General features: G+C 67.0%; 20 protein-coding genes. 11 read left to right on the top strand and 9 right to left on the bottom strand.

The genetic code is table 11. The features are described from left to right. The 6 genes from ASE63_RS05105 to ASE63_RS05080 all read left to right on the top strand — a co-directional run bounded on the left by ASE63_RS05105 (nucleotide 1) and on the right by ASE63_RS05080 (nucleotide 6,067). On the top strand, nucleotides 1-1,275 hold the full coding sequence (locus ASE63_RS05105) for a TRAP transporter large permease (protein ID WP_056797492.1): 1,275 nt from the start codon (nucleotides 1-3) through the stop codon (nucleotides 1,273-1,275). Between the two features lie 184 nt (nucleotides 1,276-1,459). Then, entirely contained in the window at nucleotides 1,460-2,827 is a 1,368-nt protein-coding gene (locus ASE63_RS05100; protein WP_056797489.1) for an AarF/UbiB family protein, read from the top strand. 112 nt (nucleotides 2,828-2,939) lie between these two features. Then, nucleotides 2,940-3,440: a 5-(carboxyamino)imidazole ribonucleotide mutase gene (purE, locus tag ASE63_RS05095; protein WP_056797486.1), complete on the top strand. Its 501-nt coding sequence runs from the start codon at nucleotides 2,940-2,942 to the stop codon at nucleotides 3,438-3,440. Next, on the top strand, nucleotides 3,437-4,537 hold the full coding sequence (locus ASE63_RS05090; RefSeq protein WP_056797483.1) for a 5-(carboxyamino)imidazole ribonucleotide synthase: 1,101 nt from the start codon (nucleotides 3,437-3,439) through the stop codon (nucleotides 4,535-4,537). Before purE ends, ASE63_RS05090 begins: the two co-directional genes overlap by 4 nt. A 164-nt stretch (nucleotides 4,538-4,701) precedes the next feature. Next, on the top strand, nucleotides 4,702-4,935 hold the full coding sequence (gene rpsU, locus ASE63_RS05085; protein WP_054140900.1) for a 30S ribosomal protein S21: 234 nt from the start codon (nucleotides 4,702-4,704) through the stop codon (nucleotides 4,933-4,935). Between the two features lie 316 nt (nucleotides 4,936-5,251). Further along, nucleotides 5,252-6,067: a tetratricopeptide repeat protein gene (locus ASE63_RS05080; protein ID WP_244491289.1), complete on the top strand. Its 816-nt coding sequence runs from the start codon at nucleotides 5,252-5,254 to the stop codon at nucleotides 6,065-6,067. A 39-nt stretch (nucleotides 6,068-6,106) separates the two neighbouring features. On the opposite strand, the gene ASE63_RS05075 is transcribed toward ASE63_RS05080, so the two are convergent. From ASE63_RS05075 to ASE63_RS05050, 6 genes are all read right to left on the bottom strand, one after another. Beyond that, nucleotides 6,107-6,958, bottom strand: coding sequence for an alpha/beta hydrolase (locus ASE63_RS05075; RefSeq protein ID WP_056797480.1), 852 nt, complete (start codon nucleotides 6,956-6,958; stop codon nucleotides 6,107-6,109). Between the two features lie 88 nt (nucleotides 6,959-7,046). Next, entirely contained in the window at nucleotides 7,047-8,453 is a 1,407-nt protein-coding gene (locus tag ASE63_RS05070) for an NAD(P)(+) transhydrogenase (Re/Si-specific) subunit beta (RefSeq protein ID WP_056797477.1), read from the bottom strand. 6 nt (nucleotides 8,454-8,459) lie between these two features. After that, nucleotides 8,460-8,891, bottom strand: a complete 432-nt coding sequence (locus ASE63_RS05065) for an NAD(P) transhydrogenase subunit alpha (protein WP_056797474.1) — start codon at nucleotides 8,889-8,891, stop codon at nucleotides 8,460-8,462. Continuing rightward, the gene (locus ASE63_RS05060) at nucleotides 8,884-10,098 is read right to left on the bottom strand and encodes a Re/Si-specific NAD(P)(+) transhydrogenase subunit alpha (RefSeq protein WP_056797471.1); all 1,215 of its coding nucleotides are present in this window, start codon (nucleotides 10,096-10,098) and stop codon (nucleotides 8,884-8,886) included. Before ASE63_RS05060 ends, ASE63_RS05065 begins: the two co-directional genes overlap by 8 nt. 33 nt (nucleotides 10,099-10,131) lie before the next feature. Next, nucleotides 10,132-10,434 (bottom strand): aa3-type cytochrome c oxidase subunit IV, encoded by a 303-nt coding sequence (locus tag ASE63_RS05055; RefSeq protein WP_244491278.1) that lies wholly within the window; start codon nucleotides 10,432-10,434, stop codon nucleotides 10,132-10,134. Between the two features lie 193 nt (nucleotides 10,435-10,627). Further along, nucleotides 10,628-10,846, bottom strand: a complete 219-nt coding sequence (locus ASE63_RS05050; protein WP_056797466.1) for a DUF465 domain-containing protein — start codon at nucleotides 10,844-10,846, stop codon at nucleotides 10,628-10,630. Nucleotides 10,847-11,071: 225 nt separating this feature from the next. On the opposite strand from ASE63_RS05050, the gene ASE63_RS05045 reads away from it, so the two are divergent. The 3 genes from ASE63_RS05045 to ASE63_RS05035 all read left to right on the top strand — a co-directional run bounded on the left by ASE63_RS05045 (nucleotide 11,072) and on the right by ASE63_RS05035 (nucleotide 12,256). After that, nucleotides 11,072-11,260 carry a DUF465 domain-containing protein gene (locus ASE63_RS05045; RefSeq protein WP_056797719.1) on the top strand — a complete coding sequence of 63 codons (189 nt, stop codon included), beginning with the start codon at nucleotides 11,072-11,074 and terminating at the stop codon, nucleotides 11,258-11,260. Between the two features lie 224 nt (nucleotides 11,261-11,484). Continuing rightward, nucleotides 11,485-11,745, top strand: coding sequence for a GlsB/YeaQ/YmgE family stress response membrane protein (locus ASE63_RS05040; protein ID WP_056797464.1), 261 nt, complete (start codon nucleotides 11,485-11,487; stop codon nucleotides 11,743-11,745). A 34-nt stretch (nucleotides 11,746-11,779) separates the two neighbouring features. Further along, entirely contained in the window at nucleotides 11,780-12,256 is a 477-nt protein-coding gene (locus tag ASE63_RS05035) for a YidB family protein (protein WP_056797716.1), read from the top strand. A 9-nt stretch (nucleotides 12,257-12,265) separates the two neighbouring features. On the opposite strand, the gene ASE63_RS05030 is transcribed toward ASE63_RS05035, so the two are convergent. Beyond that, nucleotides 12,266-13,894 (bottom strand): acyl-CoA synthetase, encoded by a 1,629-nt coding sequence (locus ASE63_RS05030; protein ID WP_056797461.1) that lies wholly within the window; start codon nucleotides 13,892-13,894, stop codon nucleotides 12,266-12,268. Nucleotides 13,895-13,988: 94 nt separating this feature from the next. Then, on the bottom strand, nucleotides 13,989-14,750 hold the full coding sequence (locus tag ASE63_RS05025; protein ID WP_056797458.1) for a sulfite exporter TauE/SafE family protein: 762 nt from the start codon (nucleotides 14,748-14,750) through the stop codon (nucleotides 13,989-13,991). 174 nt (nucleotides 14,751-14,924) lie between these two features. On the opposite strand from ASE63_RS05025, the gene ASE63_RS05020 reads away from it, so the two are divergent. After that, the gene (locus ASE63_RS05020) at nucleotides 14,925-16,859 is read left to right on the top strand and encodes a propionyl-CoA synthetase (RefSeq protein ID WP_056797456.1); all 1,935 of its coding nucleotides are present in this window, start codon (nucleotides 14,925-14,927) and stop codon (nucleotides 16,857-16,859) included. 115 nt (nucleotides 16,860-16,974) lie between these two features. Here the strand turns inward: ASE63_RS05020 and ASE63_RS05015 are convergent, their stop codons facing one another. After that, entirely contained in the window at nucleotides 16,975-17,700 is a 726-nt protein-coding gene (locus ASE63_RS05015; protein WP_056797453.1) for a cell cycle transcriptional regulator TrcR, read from the bottom strand. Between the two features lie 245 nt (nucleotides 17,701-17,945). Here ASE63_RS05015 and ASE63_RS05010 point away from each other — a divergent pair, with 245 nt between their 5' ends. Then, a complete protein-coding gene (locus ASE63_RS05010; RefSeq protein ID WP_056797714.1) occupies nucleotides 17,946-18,146 on the top strand; it encodes a DUF1192 domain-containing protein in 201 nt (66 codons plus the stop codon). The last annotated feature ends 76 nt before the right edge of the window (nucleotides 18,147-18,222 follow it).

Here is an 18,222-nt window from a genome sequence, read left to right as displayed (position 1 = left end):
ATGTCGATCACCATCATCCTCGCCTTCGTGGCGCTCTTCATCTTCGGCTTCCCGGTCGTCGTCGCCATCGCGGTGCCGGCGCTGCTCTACGTGTTCCTGTCGGGCTTCCCGATCGAGCTCGTCGCGCAGCGCATGACCTATGCGCTGGATTCCTTTCCGCTCGTGGCCGTGCCGGTCTTCATCTTCGTCGGCAGCCTGATGAACCAGAGCGGCATCACCAGCCATATCTACCGCTTCGCCCATACGCTCGGCGGCCGCGTTCCGGGCGGTCTGGCGCAGGTCAACGTCATCGGCTCGCTCGTCTTCTCCGGCACTTCGGGCGCGGCGCTTGCCGATATCGGCGGGCTGGGTCGCATCGAGATCCGCGCCATGGTGCGGGCCGGCTTCACCCGCGCCTATTCGGCCGCGATCACCGGCGCCTCGGCGGTGGTCGGGCCGATCTTCCCGCCCTCGATCCCGCTGATCATCTACGGCTCGGTCACCAGCGTCTCGATCGTGCAACTGCTCGTCGCGGGCATCATGCCGGCGCTGCTCTATGTCGCGCTGCTGATGCTGACGGTCGCCTGGCTGGCGAAGCGCCACAACCATCCGCGTTCCAAGCGCTGGCCGACATTCAAGGAGCTGTGGAACACGTTCTGGCCGGCCGCGCCCGCGCTGATGACGCCGCTCCTGCTCGTCGGCGGCATGCTGGGCGGCTATTTCACGCCGACGGAAGCGGCCTCGATCACCGTCGTCTACATCCTGCTGATCGCGATCTTCTTCTATGGCGGCATCACTTGGCCGCGGTTGCGCTTTGCGCTGTTCGACACGGTGAAGACCACCTCCGCCGTGCTGGTCATCGTCTCGGCCGCGGCGCTGTTCGGCTGGATACTGACCGTCGAGCAATTGCCGCAGACCTTCACGCGCAGCCTGCTCGCGATCTCGACCGATCCGCTGATGCTACTGCTGATCGTGAACCTGCTGCTGCTCGTCGTCGGCATGTTCCTCGACAGCACGACCGCGACGCTGCTGGTCGCGCCGCTGGTCGCGGCACCGCTGATGATGGCGGGCGTCGATCCGGTGCATCTCGGCATCATCTTCGTCTTCAATCTGATGATCGGCCTGCTGACGCCGCCGATGGGGCTGGCGCTGTTCCTGCTCTCGGACATCGCCAAGACCTCGATGCCGTCGGTGCTGAAGGCGGTACTGCCCTTCTACATCCCGCTTTTCGCGGCGCTGGCGATCATCACGCTCTGGCCGGACCTGACGCTCTGGCTGCCGAGGATGCTGCGCTAGCAGCCGTTATTGGGAGGAGCGTCAGCGACGAAGCAATCCAGGGTGGCACGGCCGGACGGTACAGTCCGGTCCCCTGGATTGCTTTGCTGCGCTCGCAATGACGGCCCGGCCGTTCCGGCCACCGCCTTGGGTTTGGACCCGGCACGTCCTAAATGAGGTGGGCGATCCGAAAGACCGAGGTGCCATGTCCGAACGCGATTCCGAAGCCAACCGCTTTTCCGCCCGTGCGGCCCGCTATGCCCGGGTCGGGGCCAATGTCGGAGGCGTCGCGGCGCGGATCGCGGGCACGCGGCTGTTCGGCATGGATGGGCGAAACGCCTCCAATGCCGAGGCGCTGGCCAAGGCGCTGGGCGGGCTGAAGGGCCCGATCATGAAGGTGGCGCAGCTCGTCGCCACCATCCCCGACGTGGTGCCGCCGGAATATGCCGCCGAGTTGCAGAAGCTGCAGTCGCAGGCGCCGCCGATGGGAGCGGCCTTCGTCAAGCGCCGGATGATGGCCGAGCTCGGCGCGAACTGGCGCGAGCGCTTTGCCGAGTTCGACCTGAAGCCCGCCGCCGCTGCCTCGCTTGGCCAGGTGCATCGCGCCACATCGCGCGAAGGCGCTACGCTGGCCTGCAAGCTGCAATATCCGGATATGGAATCGGCGGTGGAGGCCGATCTCTCCCAGCTCGAGATCCTGTTCGCGCTGCACCGGCGCATGGACCCGATCATCGACACCACGGAGATCGCCAAGGAGATCGGCGCGCGGGTCCGTGAGGAACTGGACTACCAGCGCGAGGCGAAGCACATCGCGCTTTATCAGGAGATGCTCGGCGAGACGCCGGAGGTGCGCGTGCCGAGCCTCGAGGCCTCCCTCTCGACCAAGCGCCTGCTGACCATGCGCTGGCTCGAGGGCGATGGCATCCTGACCCACAAGCAGGACCCGCAAGGTGCGCGCGACCGCATCTCGACGGCCATGTTCAAGGCGTGGTGGCGGCCCTTCAGCCATCACGGCGTGATCCATGGCGACCCGCATCTCGGGAACTACACGGTCTTTTCGGAAGGCGGCGAGGCGGCGGGCATCAACCTGCTCGACTATGGCTGCATCCGCATCTTCCCGCCCTCCTTCGTCGGCGGCGTGGTCGACCTCTATCGCGGCCTGCGCGAGGGGGACGATGCGCGCGTCGTCCATGCCTATGAGACCTGGGGCTTCAAGGGGCTGACCAAGGATCTCGTCGACACGCTGAACATCTGGGCGCGCTTCATTTACGAGCCGCTGCTGGAGGACCGCGTCCGGCGCATCGCCGAAGGGGTTAGTCCGGCCGAGTACGGCCGCAAGCAGGCCTTCCAGGTACATCAGGCCCTGAAGCAGAAGGGGCCGGTGACGGTGCCGCGCGAATTCGTCTTCATGGATCGTGCCGCGATCGGGCTTGGCGGCGTCTTCCTGCATCTCGACGCGGAACTGAACTTCCACCGGCTGTTCGAAGCGGAGATCGAGGGCTTCTCGGTGGAGAAGGTCTCGGCCGACCAGGCATCGGCTCTGGCGCGAGCCGGGCTGGTCGCCTCCGGTTGAGCAGTTTTCTCGGGCCCGCAAGGGGTTGCGGGCGATTCGGTGCTTGCTTTCGCAGCGTCCGGCGGTCTAGATCGCGCGCTTCCTCCATCGCGTTCCGGAAGCCTTTCCCGCCATGGCCAAGATGTCTCCGCCCGTCGCCATCATCATGGGCAGCCAGTCCGATTGGGCGACGATGCGCCATGCCGCCGAGACGCTTGACGCGCTCGGCATCGCCCATGACGACCGCATCGTCTCCGCCCATCGTACGCCGCAGCGCATGGTCGATTTCGCGACCAGCGCGAAGGCTGAAGGCTTCAAGGTGGTGATCGCGGGCGCGGGTGGCGCCGCCCATCTGCCAGGCATGACCGCCTCGTTGACGCCGCTGCCGGTCTTCGGCGTGCCGGTCGAATCCAAGGCGCTCTCAGGTCAGGACAGCCTGCTCTCGATCGTGCAGATGCCGGCCGGCATCCCGGTCGGCACGCTGGCGATCGGCCGGGCAGGGGCGGTGAATGCGGCGCTGCTCGCCGCCGCGGTCCTGGCACTCTCCGACGAGGCGCTGGCCGAACGCCTCGACGCCTATCGCGCCCGCCAGAGCGCGGCCATCGCCGAGCATCCTGCGAAGGACGAGGCGTGAGCGCGCCGGTCTTCCAAAGCTTCGGCCCCGGCGCCGTCCTCGGCATCATCGGTGGCGGGCAACTCGCACGGATGATCGCGCTCGCTGCGTCCGATCTCGGCATCAGGAGCCATATCTTCGCGCCCGAGCCGGAGAACCCCGCCTTCGACGTCGCTGCGGCCTACACCGTCGGCGCCTATGAGGACGAGGCGGCACTTGCCCGCTTCGCCGAGGCCGTCGATCTCGTGACCTACGAGTTCGAGAACGTGCCGGCCGCGACGGCCGCGTTCCTCAGCCAGCGCAAGCCGCTACATCCCGGCGCGCGGGCGCTCGCCGTGACGCAGGACCGGCTGAGCGAGAAGGCGTTCGTCGCCGATCTCGGGCTCGCCGTCGCGCCGTTCCGTGCCGTCGATTCGCTGGCCGATCTGGAGGCAGCGGTTGCCGCGCTCGGCCGCCCCAGCGTGCTGAAGACCCGCCGCTTCGGCTATGACGGCAAGGGGCAGGTCAAGATTCTGCCGGGGACCGACCTCGACGAGGCCTACCGGGCGATCGGCCAGGCTCCGGCGGTGCTGGAAGGCTTCGTGACCTTCTCGCGCGAGGTCTCGGTCGTCGCGGCGCGCGGCAGCGATGGAAGCTTCGCCGCCTTCGATCTCTGCGAGAACGAGCATCGCGACCATATCCTCGCCTTCACCCGCATTCCGGCAAAGGTGACGGCGGGGACCGAGGCCGACGCCATCGAGGCCGCCCGGCAGATCGGTGAGGCGCTGGGCTATGTCGGCGTCTTCGCGGTCGAGATGTTCGTCGTCGGCGAGGGGGCGGGGGAGAGCGTGGTCGTCAACGAGATCGCGCCGCGCGTGCATAATTCGGGTCACTGGACCAGCGAGGGCGCCGAGACCTCGCAGTTCCATCAGCATGTCCGTGCGGTCTGCGGCTTCCCGCTCGGTTCGGCCAGACGGCGCGGCCGTGTCGAGATGGAGAACCTGGTCGGCGATGCCGCGCTGCGCTGGCGCGATCTCCTGGCCGAGCCCGGCGCGCATCTGCATCTCTACGGCAAGCGCGAGGCGCGGGCCGGCCGCAAGATGGGCCATGTCACGCGGGTTTCGCCCGAGCAGGCCTAGAGCCGGGCGTCGACGGGAGAACTTGTGTTCTCCCCGTTTCTCGCAATCTTGCGGCGTGGACAGGCGGATTGAATTCTGTTATCCGCACGATCCTCCGAGCGCTCTGCACCGCAGGGACGCCGCCCGACTTTTTTTGATCAACCCGCTAAAGACGGACGTTTCACGTGCAGGTTCTCGTTCGCGACAACAATGTCGATCAGGCTCTCCGCGCCCTCAAGAAGAAGCTGCAGCGCGAGGGCGTCTTCCGCGAGATGAAGCTCCGCGGCCATTACGAGAAGCCCTCCGAGAAGAAGGCGCGTGAGAAGGCAGAGGCGGTCCGTCGCGCTCGCAAGCTGCAGCGCAAGAAGCTCCAGCGTGAAGGCCTGCTGCCGGCGCCGGTGAAGCCGAAGCGTCCCTGATTGCGTCGGCGGCACGACACGCTGCCTGACCACCACGATCATCAACAGCGCCTGGAGCCGCCTCCGGGCGTTGTTGCTTTTCGGACGCCGTTAACCAAACCTTTGGCACAAAGCGGCGTTCTGTTCTCCGGGGCGCTGTCGGTTGGGGAGCGCGACGACGCCGTATCGGCCCGGACGGGCCGCTTGGCAGATGAAGCAGAACCGGACCGAAGGACGAAGCATGATGGCTGTCACGAACGAGCGGAGCGGGCGCGGGGCCGGCAAGATCCGGCAGGGCAAGGCCGCAAAAGCCAGGAGCCTGGTGGCTGCAGCGGGCATGGCCCTGGCGCTCGCCGGCTGCGACACCGTCTCGACGATGACGGGGCAGCCCGTCGCCGAGCTCGACACCGCTTCGGCAGCCGATGCCAAGGTCAATATCGGCTCGCTGACCGAAGTCGTCTCGCGCAACCCCAACGATCCCGGCGCCTACAACACCCGCGGCGCGGCCTATGCCCGCATCGGCCGCTTCTCGGATGCGATCGCCGACTTCACCAAGGCGGTCCAGCTCGACCCGAACCTCGCCTCGGCCTACACGAATCGCGGGTTGGCCCTGCGCCAGAGCGGGCGTGGCGACGCGGCACTGCAGGATTTCAACCGTGCAACCACGGCGAATGCGAACTACGCCCCGGCCTATATCGCACGCGCCAACCTGCTGCGTGCCCAGGGCAACAGCCAGCAGGCGCTCTCCGACCTCAACACCGCGATCCGGCTGAACCCGGAATCGGCGGAAGCATTCCATGCCCGTGGGCTGGTCTATCAGCGCGAAGGCCAGCACCAGCATGCGGTGACCGATTTCGATTCGGTGATCGACCGCAATCCGTACAATGCTCCGCCCTATACGGCCCGCGGCCAGAGCCTCAACGCTCTCGGCAAGTATGATGCGGCGCTGGAGGACTTCACCGCCTCGCTCAATGTCGACAACCGCAACGCCGATGCCTGGGCCGGGCGGGGCTTCGCCTATGAGAAGCTCGGCAAGAAGGCGGAAGCCGCCGAAAGCTATCAGCGCGCGCTAAGCCTCGACGGCAACAACGCCACGGCCCGCTCTGGCCAGTCCCGCCTCGGCGGCGGTGGCGGCGGGCTGTTCAGGAGCTGATGGCCCAAGTCATGCTCGGCTTCGTCCCGAGCATTTCGCCTATTCGATCGTGCGGCTTTCCGCGCCTTTCAGCGTTCCGGCCGCGACCTCTCCGAGGAACTGCCTGACTTCGTCCAGCGCGCCAAAGGCGGCGAGGTTACCGTGGTTGCCTTGCGGGAAGCTCAGGAAGCGCTTCGGTGCGTTGGCGAGGCCGTATAGCGCCTCGCCCTCGGCAAAGCGGATGACGCCGTCGCGGGTGCCGTGCATCACCAGGAGTGGCAGGCGCAGACGCCCGACGATCTCGTCCGAGCGGAACGGGTCCAGCATAAGCAGGCGCACCGGCACATACGGATAGGCGCGCTGTGCGACGGAAGCCGCCGAGAGGTAGGGCGCCTCCAGCACGACGGCCGCGAGCGGCACCTCGGCCGCCAGCTTGAGCGCAACGCCGGTGCCGAGCGATTCCCCATACGCTATGAGCTGGGCCGCGCCGAACCGCTCTGCAGCGGCGCCGTAGAGCGCCCTTGCGTCGAGATGCAGGCCGGCCTCGCTCGGGCTCCCGGTCGAGCCGCCATAGCCGCGGTAGCTCAGGGCGAACAGCCCGGTGCCGTCTGCCGTCAGGTTGCGGAAGCGCTCGATCCGGCCGGGCTGGCCTAGATTGCCGCCATTGCCGTGGAAATAGAGCAGGACCGGCTTGCCAGGCTGCGGGGGCACCACCCATGCCACCAGCCGCTCGCCATCGGCGGCCGTCAGAGTGACCTCCTCGATGCCGCGAATCCCGGTGGTGGCGGCCGGAACCCGCGAGGGATCGCGCGGGAACAGTAGGTTGCGCTGCTGGAGATAGAGCAGCAGGAGGAGGCCGATATAGACGCAGGCGGCGACGAAGAGGCCGTGCTTCAGGAAACGTAGGATCATCGCAAGAGCGGCGCCGGACAAAGCGAAAGGGCCGGCATGAAGCCGGCCCTTTGCAGCGTTCTCATGACGAGGCCGCCGATGCTCAGGCTCAGTGCGCCATCGCCTTGACGATCTCGTCGGTGACCTTCTTGGCGTCGCCGAAGAGCATCATGGTGTTGGGGCGGAAGAACAGCTCGTTCTCGACGCCGGCATAGCCGGCGGCCATGCCGCGCTTGATGAAGAGCACGGTCTTGGCCTTCTCGACGTCGAGGATCGGCATGCCGTAGATCGGCGAGGCCTTGTCGGTCTTCGCGGCCGGGTTGGTGACGTCGTTGGCGCCGATGACGAAGGCGACGTCGGCCTGACCGAATTCCGAGTTGATGTCCTCGAGCTCGAAGACCTCGTCATAGGGCACGTTGGCCTCGGCCAGAAGCACGTTCATATGGCCGGGCATGCGGCCCGCGACCGGGTGGATGGCGTATTTGACCTCGACGCCTTCCTTCTTCAGCAGGTCGGCCATCTCGCGCAGCGTGTGCTGCGCCTGGGCCACCGCCATGCCGTAGCCCGGCACGATGATGACCTTGCCGGCGTTCTTCATGATGTAGGCGGCATCGTCCGACGAGCCCTGCTTGACCGGACGGGCCTCGACCGCGCCACCGGCGCCGGCCGCGGCATCGTCGCCGCCGAAGCCGCCGAGGATGACGGAGATGAAGCTCCGGTTCATCGCCTTGCACATGATGTAGGACAGGATCGCGCCGGACGAGCCGACCAGCGCGCCGGTGATGATCAGCGCCATGTTGCCGAGCGTGAAGCCGATGCCGGCCGCGGCCCAGCCCGAATAGGAGTTCAGCATCGAGACGACGACGGGCATATCGGCGCCGCCAATCGGGATGATGAGCAGGACGCCCAGCGCGAACGAGACCAGCACGATCAGCCAGAAGACGACATGGCTCTCGGTCTTCAGGAAGATCAGCAGCAGCACGAGGAGCGCGATGCCGAGGCCGATATTGATGCCGTGGCGCTGCGGCAGCATAATCGGCTTGCCGCTCATGCGCCCGTCGAGCTTGAGGAAGGCGATGATCGAGCCGGTGAAGGTGATCGCGCCGATGGCGACGCCGAGACCCATCTCGAACAGGCTCGCGCCCTTGATCTGGCCGACATTGCCGATGCCGAAGGCGCTCGGCGCGTAGAGCGCGGCGGCCGCCACCAGCACGGCGGCGAGGCCGACCAGCGAATGGAAGAAGGCGACCAGCTGCGGCATCTGCGTCATCTGCACGCGCCTGGCCATATAGGCGCCGATGCCGCCGCCGATGCCGATACCGGCCGCGACCAGCAGCCAGCCCGAGAACCCGGACGGCGGGAAGAAGACGATGGTCGTGGCGATGGCGATGCCCATGCCGACCATGCCGTAGCGGTTGCCCTGGCGAGAGGTCGTCGGGTGCGACAGGCCCCGCAGGGCCATGATGAAGAGAACGCCGGAGACGACGTAGAGAAGGGCGGAGAGGTTCGCGGCCATCGGCGCTCAGCCCTTCTTCTTGTACATGGACAGCATCCGCTCGGTGACGAGGAAGCCGCCGAAGATGTTGACCGAGGCCAGGACCAGCGCCACGAATCCGAAGATCTTGGCCCAGACCGGGCCGTCGCCGAGCGCGGGCAGCGCTTCCACGCCGACCGCCAACAGGGCGCCGACGACGATGACCGAGGAGATCGCGTTGGTGACCGACATCAGCGGCGTGTGCAGGGCCGGCGTGACCGACCAGACCACGTAATAGCCGACGAAGACGGCGAGCACGAAGATCGCGAGGCGGAAGACGGTCGGGTCGACGCCGACCGCGACGCTCGCGGCCGCGGCCGCCTGCTCGGCATAGCGCTCGGCGAGCTCGGCGGCCTGCTTGGCCAGCGCAGCGGCGTTGCGGGCCTGTTCGAGGGCCTGCTCGGGTGTCGGATTAGCCATTGGTCACGTTCCCCTCGGCGACAGGCTTCGACTCGGTCTCGGTCACTGGCGCCGGCTCGGGTTTTGGCTCGGGCTTGGGCGCGAAATTAGGATGGATCACGGCGCCGTCGCGCGTCAGCGCGGTCGCCTTGACCAGTTCGTCGTCCCAGTTCACCGCGAGCTTCTTCTCGGCCTTGTCGATCAGCGTCTCGACGAAGGCGAAGAGGTTCTTGGCGTAGAGCTGCGACGAGGTCGCGGCGAGACGGCCGGGCACGTTCAGATGGCCGACGATCTTGACGCCGTTGGGCGTGGTCACGACCTCGCCGGGCTTGGCGAGTTCGCAATTGCCGCCGCGCTCGACCGCGAGGTCGACGATCACGGAGCCCGGCCGCATGCTCTCGACCATCGCGGTCGAGATCAGCTTCGGGGCAGGGCGCCCCGGAATCAGCGCCGTGGTGATGACGATGTCCTGCTTGGCGATGTGGTTCGCCGTGAGCTCGGCCTGCTTGGCCTGATACTCCTTGGACATCTCCTTGGCGTAGCCGCCGGCGGTCTGCGCCTGCTTGAACTCCTCGTCCTCGACGGCGAGGAACTTGGCGCCGAGCGATTCGACCTGTTCCTTGGTGGCGGGGCGCACATCGGTCGCGGTGACGATGGCGCCAAGGCGACGCGCGGTCGCGATCGCCTGCAGGCCGGCGACGCCGACGCCCATGATGAAGATCCTGGCGGCGGGAACGGTGCCGGCTGCGGTCATCATCATCGGCAGAGCGCGGCCATATTCGGCGGCGCCGTCGATGACGGCGCGATAGCCGGCGAGGTTGGCCTGGGAGGAGAGCACGTCCATCACCTGCGCGCGGGTGATGCGCGGCATGAACTCCATCGCGAAGGCGGCGACATTGGCCCTGGCGAGCGACGCCAGCGCCGGCTCGTTGCCATAGGGGTCCATCGTCGCGATGACGAGTGCACCGGCCGGCAACGCCGCCATCTCGGCCTCGGCCGGGCGGCGAACCTTCAGTACGATTGCCGCGTCGGCGAGCGTCGCGGCGGCGTTGGCGGCCAGCTTAGCGCCGGCGGCCTCATAGTCGGCATCGGTGATGCCGGAGGCGAGGCCGGCGCCCTTCTCGACGACGACCTCGGCCCCGAGGCCGATGAATTTGCGCACGGTTTCCGGTGTCGCTGCGACGCGGGCTTCCGCCCCCTGCGTTTCGGCTGGCACGGCAATACGCATGGGCGGACCCTCTCGGAAACTCGTGTGCGGGCTCTAGTGGGAGGCGGCGGGCAGGAGCACCAGCGCCAGCAGCAGCAGGACGAACGGCACGGCCGTCGCCTTCCACCCGATCGACTTCGAGGCGAGCCCGATGCCGGTGCCGACCAGCGTCAGCAGCGTGCCGATGATCGCGAAGCCCCAGGCACCTTTGGTGCCGCCGACCGCGAGTGCCGCCACGATGGCGAGGCAGGCCACGGTGCCGACTTCGGCGAAATGAATGAAGCCGTGATAGGTGCGGTCGTGCTCCCGGTAGTCCATCTGCGGAATATCGTCGGCGTGGTGTCCGTCGCTGGCCATCATATGTTCCCGGATAAAATGCTCTGCCCTTGCCTGTAGCGCACCTGCGGGAGGTCGGCAACGGAGTGCCGGCAGAGCGTTTCCGCAAGGGGACGCCGAGACGGGGGCGGGGTGCGTTTATCGTCGCTTCAACGCATATAAATCGATTGAAATCCAGAGAGTTTTTCCCTGCGACAAAAGATCGACGCCAGGCTCAGGCGATGATGTCCGGCGTCAGCGCGTCCTCGATCTGCGAGATCCGGTCCTTGAGGTACAGCTTTCGCTTCTTCAGCCGCTGCACCTGGATCTGGTTGATCGCGCCGACGCGTTCCAGCGCATCGATCGCGCTGTCGAGGTCGCGATGCTCCTCGCGAAGGCGCGCAAGTTCGGCGGTGAAGGCCTCGATCTCTTCCGGGCTCAACTCGAATCCCATCGTCGTCCCATCATCGCCGCGATTGGTCGTGACTATGCGGAGACGCCGGGCGCCCCGCAAGAGCGTGGACGCCAGCGCAGAGCGACGCGTCGCATTCGTCGCGTCGCGGAAAGGAGCCGGTCGGAATGACAACACGTCGCATGGCCATTGCGAAGTATGACCGCAGACGTGAAGCCGGCTCTATGTCAGACTGCCTGAGTCAACATGCTCATCAGGAGGATCCAGATGTCGCTGCAGACCCATCTCGTCGAACTCGAGCGCAAGCATCGCCAGCTTGAGGAGGCCATCGCCCAGGCGGTCGCGAGCCCCTCTGCCGATGGCCTCAGCGTCAGCGAGTTGAAGCGCAAGAAGCTGGTGCTGAAGGAGGAGATCGAGCGCGTGCGGCAAACGATGCCGGACTCGACACTGCATTAAGCAGCATGGCCGGGCAGATGTGGCCCGGGTGAATGTGACGACAACAGAGCGGCCGGCCCCGTAAATAAGGGCCGGTTTTTTTATGCTCCGATCCGATAAGCCGGTGGTCCGGGATGCTGTGCTGCCCCGCCGGCCCAGCTTTGCCACAATTGCGGCGACCAAATGGAACCTCCAGGCCGGGTCGGCAGTTCGACAGCAGCGTGCGATGACAGCGGAGGTTTGCCATGGGCATCATCTGGACGATCATCATCGGCTTCGTGGCGGGTATCATCGCCAAATTCATCATGCCCGGCTCGAATGAGCCGTCCGGTTTCATTCTGACGACGATCCTCGGGATCGTGGGGGCGTTTGTCGCGACCTATCTCGGGCAGGCGCTCGGTTGGTACGGCGCCGGCGAGGGGGCCGGGCTGATCGGGGCCGTGGTCGGCGCGATCATCGTTCTCGCGGTCTGGGCGATGCTCAGCAACCGCAGAAGCGCCGTTTGATCCGTTTCCTTCCAGCCATCCGGGAGTGATGATGATGGACGACAATGCGAAGGGCGGCTTTCCGTCGCTGACTGCCTTGCTCGGCCTGCTCGCCGTCGCGGGCTATCAGAACCGCGACAAGATCGGCGAATGGCTGCGCGGCGCGACGCAGCAGCCGGGCGGCACGGATGCAGTGCCCGGCGGCCCGGCGGGCTCGCCGCAACTGGGGCAGCCTGAGGGCGGGCTTCTAGGTGGCCTCGGGGGAATGCTCGGTGGCGGGCTCGGCGAACTGGTGGACCGGTTCACGCAGTCGGGGCAAGGCGACAAGGCCGATTCCTGGGTCCGCCAGGGACCCAATCAGGACGTCGCGCCGCCTGATATCGAGCGGGCTCTGGGGCCCGAGATCATCGCGGCGATCACGCGGCAGACCGGCCTTTCCCGCGAGGAGCTGCTGGAACGGCTCTCCACCGTGGTGCCGCAGGCGGTCGATAGTTCCACGCCCGACGGTACGATCAGGCGCGCCGGGTTCTGACGGAGGCGCTCACAACGCGCGCGCCATCTCCCGCAGCCGGAATTTCTGGATCTTGCCCGTCGAGGTCTTGGGGATCTCGGTGAAGACCACCGTGCGGGGGCATTTGAACGAGGCGAGGTGCTGCCGGCACCAGGCGATGATCTCGGCCTCGGTCGCGGTCTGGCCGGGCCTGAGTTCGACGAAGGCGCAAGGCGTCTCGCCCCATTTCTCGTCCGGCTTGGCGACGACCGCGGCCGTTTGGACGGCTGGGTGCTTGTAGAGCGCGTCCTCGACCTCGATCGAGGAGATGTTCTCGCCGCCTGAGATGATGATGTCCTTGGAGCGGTCCTTGAGCTGGATGTAGCCGTCGGGATAGCGCACCCCGAGATCGCCGGTGTGGAACCAGCCTCCGGCGAAGGCCGCTTTCGTCGCCTTCGGATTGCCGAGGTATCCCTTCATCACGACATTGCCGCGCATCATGACCTCGCCCAACGTCGTGCCGTCGCGCGGGACGGGCTGCATCGTCTCGGGGTCGAGCACATCGAGCCCTTCCAGCGCCGGATAGCGCACGCCCTGGCGGGCCTTCTTCGCCGCCTGCTCGCCGGGCGAGAGGGTGTCCCAGTCGCCGTTCCAGTCGTTGACGACGGCGGGGCCGTAGACCTCGGTCAGCCCGTAGAGATGCGTCACCTCGAAGCCGGCCTGCTTCATGCTGGCGAGGACGGCCTCGGGCGGCGGGGCGGCGGCGGTGAAGAAGGACACGGTCTGGGGAAAGTCGCGACGCTCGTCGGCTGTGGCGTTGAGCAGGGCCGACATCACGATCGGCGCGCCGCAGAGATGGGTGACGCCATGGTCGGCGAGCGCGTCATACATCGCCTTGGCGCGGACCTGGCGCAGGCAGACATGGGTGCCGGCGACGACCGAGATCGTCCAGGGGAAGCACCAGCCGTTGCAGTGGAACATCGGCAGCGTCCAGAGATAGACCGGATGCCGCCCGAGATTGCCGGTGATGATGTTGGAGGTCGCGAGCAGATTGGCGCCGCGATGGTGGTAGACCACGCCCTTGGGATCGCCGGTCGTGCCTGATGTGTAGTTCAGCGCGATCGCGTCCCATTCGTCTGACGGCATCGGCCAGTCGAAATCGGGGTCGCCGCCTGCGAGGAAATCCTCGTACTCGATGCCGCCGAGGCGCTCGCCCGGACCGTCATAGACCGGGTCGTCATAGTCGATGACCAGCGGCCTGACCTTGCAGAGGGCCAGCGCCTGCTTGATCGTCCCAGAGAACTCGCGGTCGGTGATCAGCACCTTGGCGCCGCCATGGTCGAGCGAGAAGGCGATGATCGCCGCGTCGAGGCGGGTGTTCAGCGTGTTGAGCACGGCGCCGGCCATCGGTACGCCGTAATGGCATTCGAGCATGGCCGGGGTGTTCGGCAGCATGGCCGCGACGGTGTCGTTCTTGCCGACGCCGTGCCGCACCAGCGCCGAGGCGAGCCGGCGGGCACGGGCATAGAACTCTGCATAGCTGCGGCGGAGCGGGCCGTGAATGATCGCGGTGCGATCCGGAAAGACGGCCGCGGCGCGTTCGAGGAAGGGCAGCGGGCTCAGCGGCTGGTAGTTGGCCGGGTTGCGGTCGAGATCGGTATCATAGGCTGAGCTGGTCATCGGAGCGTCCTTCCCCACGCCTTCGGTCTAGCTCGCCCGGCGGCCGCTTGTAACTAGCCATTCCGACGAAGACGCTCCCGGCGCCACCGCGCCGTCACGCGAAGAACAAACCCTGCAGCCCGACGAAGACGAGCCTGGCGCCGACCAGCAGCAGGAGCCAGTAGATGATGCCGTAGAATCGCTCGGCCGGTACGCGGCGCACCAGCCAGACGCCGGCGAAGGTGGCGGCCACCGCGACCGGCAGCAGCGCCGCCGAGGCGGTCAGATTCTGCGCGCTGAACTGGCCGAGCGCCAGATAGGGGATGAGCTTCACGACGTTCATCGCTGCGAAGAAGATCGCGCCGGTGCCGACGAAGACGGCGGGCGGCAGACGCTGCGGCATGACGTAGATCTGGAAGGGCGGCCCGCCGGCATGGGCGATCATGCTGGTGAAGCCGGAGACGAGGCCCCAGAAGCCGCCGGCGCCCCAGTTCGCGCGCCGGACGACCGGCGTCCCACTTTTGCCGGCCAGCATGCGGCGCAGCGCAAAACCGATCGAGATCATGCCGACGGCGAGGCCGACCGCGGCGTCGGAAACCCTGGCCGCCAGCAGATAGCCTGCCAGCACGCCAAGCAGGGCGCCGGGTGCCAGCGTCGCGAGGTTGCGCTTGTCGAAATCGCGCCGATAGGACCAGACCGTCACGACATCCTGTGCAATCAGCAGCGGCAGCATGATCGCAGCGGCCGTCACCGGCGAGACGACGAGTGCCATCAGCGGCAACGAGAGCAGGCTGAGACCTGAAAAGCCGCCCTTGGCCAGTCCCATCAGGATGACGGCCGGAACCATGGCGGCGAAGAAGGCGAGATCCAGGGACATGAGCGAGGCAGCGCCGAGAAGTCGGGGAGAGGGATGCAGAGGTCAGCGAAAGTCGTAGCAGCGAAAGCTTGCCTCGCGGCGGGAGGAGGGCGCAGGATTCGCGCCAAACCGCCCCGCCCATGCCGGCTCGCCGTGGGGCTTTAGGATGAAAGCCGGCGCAGAGGAACGCTTCCGATGAATGGCTCCCATGCGGCCTCCACCCGTCCCGCCGAGGGTTATCACGAGACCTATGCAAGCTGGCAGGCCGATCCCGAAGCTTACTGGCTCGATATCGCCAAGGGCATCGACTGGATCAGGCCGCCGCAGCGGGCGTTCGACGCCGGGCAGGGCGTCTATGGCCGCTGGTTTCCGGATGCGACCTGCAACACCTGCTTCAATGCGCTGGACCGCCATGTCCGCGACGGGCGCGGCGGCCAGGTCGCGCTGATCCATGACAGCCCCGTCACCGGGACCAAAGCCAAGCTCACCTATGCGCAGATGCTGGACGAGGTCTCGACGCTGGCCGCCGTGCTAAAGGACCTCGGGGTAGGCAAGGGCGATCGCGTCATCATCTACATCCCGATGATCCCGGAGGCGGTCTTCGCGATGCTTGCCTGCGCGCGCATCGGTGCAGTGCATTCGGTGGTGTTCGGCGGCTTCGCCGCGAAGGAACTGGCGACGCGCATCGACGATGCCGAGCCGAAGGTGATCCTGACCGCGACCTGCGGCGTCGAGCCGACGCGCGTGGTCGAGTACAAGCCGCTGCTGGACGCCGCGATTGCTATGTCCAGGCACAAGCCGGATGCCTGCGTCGTGCTCAACCGGCCGCAGGTGGAAGCCTCGATGCATGCGACGCGCGACAGGAACTGGCGCGCACTGGTCGCGGCCGCGAAGGCTGCCGGTCGCCGGGCCGAATGCGTCGAGGTCGCGGCCACCGATCCGCTCTACATCCTCTACACCTCCGGAACGACAGGCCGCCCCAAGGGCGTGGTGCGCGACAATGGCGGGCACATGGTCGTGCTCAAGGCGACGATGGACCAACTCTTCGACGTCGGGCCCGGCGAGGTGATGTTCACCGCCTCCGATGTCGGCTGGGTCGTCGGCCATGGCTACATCGTCTATGCGCCGCTGATCCAGGGCGCGACCAGTGTGCTCTATGAGGGCAAGCCGGTCGGCACGCCCGATCCCGGCGCCTTCTGGCGCGTCATCGCCGAGCATGGCGTCAAGGTGCTGTTCACGGCGCCGACCGCCTTCCGCGCCATCCGCAAGGAAGACCCGGAGGGGAAGCATATCGCCGGGCACGACCTGTCCCGTTTCAAGGCGCTGTTCCTTGCCGGCGAGCGGGCCGATCCCGAAACGCTGAAATGGGCCGAGGGACTGCTGAAGGTGCCGGTGATCGACCATTGGTGGCAGACCGAGAGCGGCTCGCCGATCGTCGGCGACCCGCTGGGGCTCGGGCTGCTGCCGGTGAAGCACGGCTCGCCGACCGTGCCGCTGCCGGGCTGGGACGTGCAGTGCCTCGACGAGGGCGGCCGGCCGGTGGCACCGGGCATGATGGGCGCGATCGTGCTCAAGCTGCCGCTGCCGCCCGGCGCGCTGCCGACGCTCTGGAACGACGATGCGCGCTTCCGCGAGGCCTATCTCACGACCTATCCGGGTTATTACAACACCTCGGATGCGGGCTTCATCGACGCGGACGGCTACGTCTTCATCATGGGCCGCACCGACGACATCATCAATGTCGCCGGCCACCGGCTCTCGACCGGCGGGATGGAGGAGGTGCTGGCGGCCCATCCGGCCGTGGCCGAATGCGCGGTGGTCGGCATCCGCGATGCGCTCAAGGGCGAGCAGCCCTGCGGCTTCGTCGTGCTGAAGGCCGGCACGAGCCAGTCGCCGGCCGAGGTCGAGAAGGAGCTGGTCGCGCTGGTGCGTGAGCGGATCGGGCCGGTGGCGGCGTTCAAGATCGCGGTGACGGTAAACCGGCTGCCGAAGACGCGTTCGGGCAAGATCCTGCGCGCGACGATGAAGAAGATCGCCGATGGCGAGGATTATGCGATGCCGGCGACGATCGAGGATCCGGCCGTGCTCGACGAGATCGACAGCGTGCTGAAGGGCAGGGGACTCGGGTAGTCTCGATCGTCATTCCCGGGTGAAGCAAAGCTTCGACCCGAGAATCTTTGGGCAAAACGCCTTGGTTTCCGAGATGATCGGGCAAGCCCGAGCATGACGAGCGGCAGGGCTGGCCTCAGCCCTCGTCGTCCTCGTCCACCGGACGCTTCATCTGCTTCAGCTTGGCGAAGACGGAATCGACGTCGATCGCCGCCTCTTCCTCGCGCTTCGGCTTGCTCATGTCGGCGAAGGTCTGGCTCAGCGGAGCGGGCTCGGGCGCGGTGGTCTCTTCGGCCGGGAGCAGGGTCGAGCCGACCTCAGCCAGCGCCGCGGGGCGGTCCTTGGCGGCGCGGGCGACCTCGAAGTCGAGATCGATCTGCGAGCTGAGGCCGAGGCTGACCGGGTCGATCGGCGTCAGCGTCTGGGCGTTCCAGTGGGTGCGGTCACGGATCTGGGCGATCGTCGACTTGGTCGTGCCGATCAGGCGGATGATCTGTGCGTCCTTGAGCTCGGGATGGTTGCGCAGCAGCCAGAGGATCGCATTCGGGCGATCCTGGCGCTTCGAGACCGGGGTGTAGCGGGGCCCCTTGGCGCGCTTGACCTCAGGCACCTTCACCTTGCGCTCGGCGAGCTTGAGGTGGTGGGCCGGGTTCTTGGCGGCGCGCTCGAGCTCCTCGCGGGTGAGCTGGCCCGAGGTGATGGGGTCCAGGCCCTTGATGCCGGCGGCGACCTCGCCATCTGCGATGCCGCGCACCTCGAGCGGGTGGAGTTTGCAGAACTCCGCGATCTGCTCGAAGGTCAGGGACGTGTTCTCGACCAGCCAGACCGCGGTGGCCTTCGGCATCAGCGGGGGATTCGACACGGGTTGTCTCCTGAATCTCGAAAGCCGGCGAACGGGCCGGATCGGCGTCGCGGACAAGGGTTCTCATGCGCCGACCGGCCTTCCCGGCCGGCCATCCAAATCATCGACGATGAACAGGATGGCGCGCGTTATAGGCGAGGCCGGGGCAGGTGTCCAAGAAAAAGCACGCTGGGCTGCGGGAAGGCGAGTGGCGCGGGCCGGCTTTCGGTCCTAGTCTGCCGCCGCCCGCGCAGATGGAGGTCAGGATGTCGCTTTTTCCCGATGATGATCGTCCGAAACCCAAGGCCGTGCATGAGATCGGGCAGGATCTGTCGATGCTCTCGCTGGCGGAGATCGACCAGCGCATCGAGGCGCTGAAGGCCGAGATCGAACGGCTGGCCGAGGCCAGGACCGGCAAGGCGGCGTCGCGCAACGCAGCGGACGCGTTCTTCCGCAAACCGGACTGAGGAGTGCGGCCTGGCGGCGCGCGTTAAGCGCTCCTTAACGATTCCAAAGTATGAATATGGCTGTCCGGATTGTCTG

It is taken from the genome of Allobosea sp. Root381, from assembly GCF_001429395.1.
GTDB lineage: Bacteria > Pseudomonadota > Alphaproteobacteria > Rhizobiales > Beijerinckiaceae > Allobosea.
Note: the sequence above shows the minus strand (reverse complement) of the source record. Positions and strands in the feature narration are given on the sequence as shown.